Here is a 3,287-nt window from a genome sequence, read left to right on the forward strand (position 1 = left end):
CCGGAAGGTCGGGTCCTCCAACAGTGCCTCGATGGAGACCGTCATCGCCCCTCCTCCAGCCGAAAAGGGATCCCCTGATTCTAGGCTATCACTTTTTCAAGAACCCGCCAACACGAACTGGCCCCTGCCCGCTCCCAAAGCAGGCTTAGGGCCCGCCTTCGCCCACTGTCACCAGCGGCCGAATGCGCTCCAGGGTGGCGGGGCCGATGCCAGGGACCTTCAGCAGGTCTTCCAGACGTCGGAACGGCCCGTGTTTGAGCCGATAATCCACGATCGCCTGGGCGGCGCGCGGGCCGATCCCCGGCAGCCGATCCAGTTCCTCCACGGTGGCCGTGTTGAGATCGAGGCGAGGGGACGGCGTAGGACGCGGGGATTCTCCCCGCGCGGGCACATGGAGATGCATCCCGTCCGCCACGGGGGCGGCCAGGTTCAGCGCCTCTAGATCCGCTGTGGGAAGGGGACCCCCCGCTTCTTCCAGAAGGGTCGCCACGCGGATCCCCTGGGGGACTGTATAGAGGCCGGGCGCCTGGACCGCCCCTGTCACATAGACCTGGATCCAGACCGGGGTCGGGGTCCGGGTGGGAACAGGGGTCGGCGGGGGAAGGATCAGGATGGGGGCCGGGGCGGGCCGACGGAGCAGCCACAGGCTGGCCAGAAAGGCGACCAGCGTCGCCCCCAGGACGATGAGTTCGCGCCAGGCCTGCCAACGGGCACCCCCCTCCGGCGGCGCATCCGGAGGGCGCCCCGATCCGTGCGTCATCCGGGTGGACCCGAGCGAGGAGTTTCCGCCTCCATAAATGATGATAGCCGCTACGGGGGCGTCCTCCCGCCCGGGCCCACCCCGCGATCACAGCATCCCGTCCAGCAACCGCTCCAACGCCATGGTGTGGGCACAGGTCCCGCGGTGGCGGAAGAACTCACAGTCGCAGGACCATGTCCCTTCATGATAGCGGACGTGATGGGTGTCGTTCTCGCCGCGGACGGTGACGGCGAAGGAGAGAAAGCGGAAGCGGTCCCGCTCCTCCGCATAGCGCCGCGCCTTCTCGATCTTGCCGATCAGCGCCGAGTCCACCACAGATCCTCCTTTCGCCAAGGCTTGGGAACCGGATCGACATGGCCCAGGCCCCTCCCGTTCGAAAAACCAACGGCACGCCAGCCCGGCAGGCGGCGTGCCGTTGGTTTGCCCAGCCGATGCAGCCCCGTGACACGCAAGGGAGGTCCTCCCGCAACAACCTCTATTCGGCAGTATAGGCCACCCCCGTTGGCCTGTCAATCCCCTGCCCCATGGGCGGGGCCTCCGGGGCCAGGGCATGGTCTAAATCCTCGATGAGATCGTCGGGATGCTCCAGGCCGATGGAAAGCCGGAGCAGATCCTCTGGCGTGGCCGTGCCTGGGCCCTCGATGGAGGCCCGATGCGCGATCAGGCTCTCCGGCCCCCCGAAACGGGTGGCCCGGGTGAACCAGCGGACCCGGCCGGCGACCCGGAAGGCCGCCTCCCGCCCCCCGTGGGCCTGGAAGGAGAGCAGGCCGCCGAACATGGTCATCTGACGGGCCGCCAGCCGATGGCCTGGGTGCTCCGGCAGCCCGGGATAGTGGACGGCCCGGACGGCCGGGTGCCGGGCGAGGAAGGCGGCGATCCGCATGGCGCCCTCCGAGTGGGCCCGCATCCGATAAGGAAGCGTGCGCAATCCCCGCCGGATCCGCCAGGCCTCGAAGGGGGCGAGGGCTGCCCCACCGACGATCTGGATGTGCCGCAGCCGGCGGGTGAACTCGTCCTCGGCTTTCCGCACCACAATACCGCCCATCCCATCGCTGTGCCCACCCAGGTATTTGGTGGCCGAGGGAACCACCCCGTCGGCGCCCAGGGCCAGGGGACGCTGGAGGATCGGGGTGGCCGCGGTTTTGTCGCAGGAAGCAGAGGGCGCCCACCTCATGGGCCAGGGCCGCCACGACGGCGATATCGGTGATGCGCAGCATCGGGTTAGAGGGGGTCTCGATCCAGACCAGGCGGGTGTTCGGTCGTCGGGCAGCGGCCACTGCTTCCAAGTCGGTCGTGTCCACGAAGGTCACCGCGAGGCCCCATGGCGAGGCGATCTCACGGAACAGGTGGGCCAGGCCGTGGTAGAGATCGCGGGAGACCAGGATGTGATCCCCTGGGGAGAGGGCCTGCAGGACGGCGAAGGCCGCCGCCGAGCCAGAGGCGAAGGCCAAGCCCACCGCCCCGCCCTCCAGCGCGGCCATCGCCTCTTCCAGGGCTTCGCGATTGGGATGGCCATGGCGGACATACACATACCCCAGGGATAGGTCCCGTCGGCGTTCCGCTCGAACGTGGTGGAAAGATACAGGGGCGGCGCCACCGCCCCCGTGACTGGATCGACCCGGGATCCGGCGTGGACGGCCAGCGTCTCCAGGCGCATTGGGATATCCCTCCTGGGAGAGCCCGATCAGAACAAGCCGCCCAGACCCAGTTGCCCCGCCAGCGCGTTCAAGCGCTCAGCGGCGTAGGTCTGGGAGCGCTCGATGGCCTGGTTGACGGCGGCCACCAGCAGGTCCTGCAGCATCTCCACATCCCCTGAGGAGAGCAGCTCCGGCGCGATGGTGATGGACCGCACCCGCTGGTCCCCACTGATCACCACCGTGATGGCGCCGCCGCCGGCGGTCACGGTGAGGCTCTCCTGGGCCAGGGCCTCTTTGGCCCGGACCATCTCCTCCTGGAGCCGCTGGAGCTGTTGCAACAATTGCATGGGGTTGCTCGGCAAACGGCCTTTCGTCATGGGAAGCCTCCGCTTTTGAGAAGAGGTGCGCTCCCTCGGCCCGGGCAGACGCCGGCTTCAGGGCTCCTCATCGACCTGGGCGCCCAGATCCTCCACCGCCCGCCGGATCAAGGGATCATCGGTGAGCGTACGCGCCCGCCGGGCCCGGCGGGCGACGACGTTCTTCACCACGACCGGGAAGCCGAAGGTATGGCTCAGGATGTCCTCCACCAACGCTTGAGCCTTGGCCTTCGGATCCTGGAACTTGTCCCGCAACAACTCGGAGGGCCAGGCCAGGACGACCGTGTTCCCCTCCACGGCATGCAAGGTGCACGACTTGAGGAGGGCCTCGGTGGGCAGGCTCTGGGCCCGCACCGCCTTGAGGATCCCCGACCAGCGCTCCCGGAGCCGCTCCAGCGTCAGCGGGGCGGCCGGTCCGCCGGGCGAGGGCTCCGGAGGGGCAGCCGTTGGGACCGGCGCCGGCGGGGTCGAAGCGGAGGAGGCCGCCACCGGAAACGGCCCGGAGGCGGCCGG

The 3,287-nt window shown here is 69.1% G+C and carries 3 protein-coding genes and 2 pseudogenes; all 5 read right to left on the reverse strand.

Going from position 1 to position 3,287, the window contains the following annotated elements; translation table 11 throughout:
- Positions 1-145: 145 nt before the first annotated feature.
- On the reverse strand, positions 146-760 hold the full coding sequence (locus C4313_RS11410; protein WP_352429974.1) for a ComEA family DNA-binding protein: 615 nt from the start codon (positions 758-760) through the stop codon (positions 146-148).
- Between the two features lie 87 nt (positions 761-847).
- Positions 848-1,072 (reverse strand): SWIM zinc finger family protein, encoded by a 225-nt coding sequence (locus tag C4313_RS11415; protein WP_352429975.1) that lies wholly within the window; start codon positions 1,070-1,072, stop codon positions 848-850.
- Positions 1,073-1,235: 163 nt separating this feature from the next.
- Positions 1,236-2,417: pseudogene (locus C4313_RS11420) on the reverse strand (trans-sulfuration enzyme family protein).
- 27 nt (positions 2,418-2,444) lie between these two features.
- Positions 2,445-2,774 carry a YbaB/EbfC family nucleoid-associated protein gene (locus C4313_RS11425; protein WP_352429976.1) on the reverse strand — a complete coding sequence of 110 codons (330 nt, stop codon included), beginning with the start codon at positions 2,772-2,774 and terminating at the stop codon, positions 2,445-2,447.
- 57 nt (positions 2,775-2,831) lie between these two features.
- Positions 2,832-3,287, reverse strand: a pseudogene (locus tag C4313_RS11430) (hypothetical protein); the annotation flags it as partial.

Origin of the sequence: Thermoflexus sp., from assembly GCF_040289485.1 — a bacterium.
GTDB lineage: Bacteria > Chloroflexota > Anaerolineae > Thermoflexales > Thermoflexaceae > Thermoflexus.

Excerpts from the sequence above, each read along its gene's own strand:
- C4313_RS11410 (WP_352429974.1), bottom strand. The coding sequence starts at position 760 with ATGACGCACGGATCGGGGCGCCCTCCGGATGCGCCGCCGGAGGGGGGT.
- C4313_RS11425 (WP_352429976.1), bottom strand. The coding sequence starts at position 2,774 with ATGACGAAAGGCCGTTTGCCGAGCAACCCCATGCAATTGTTGCAACAG.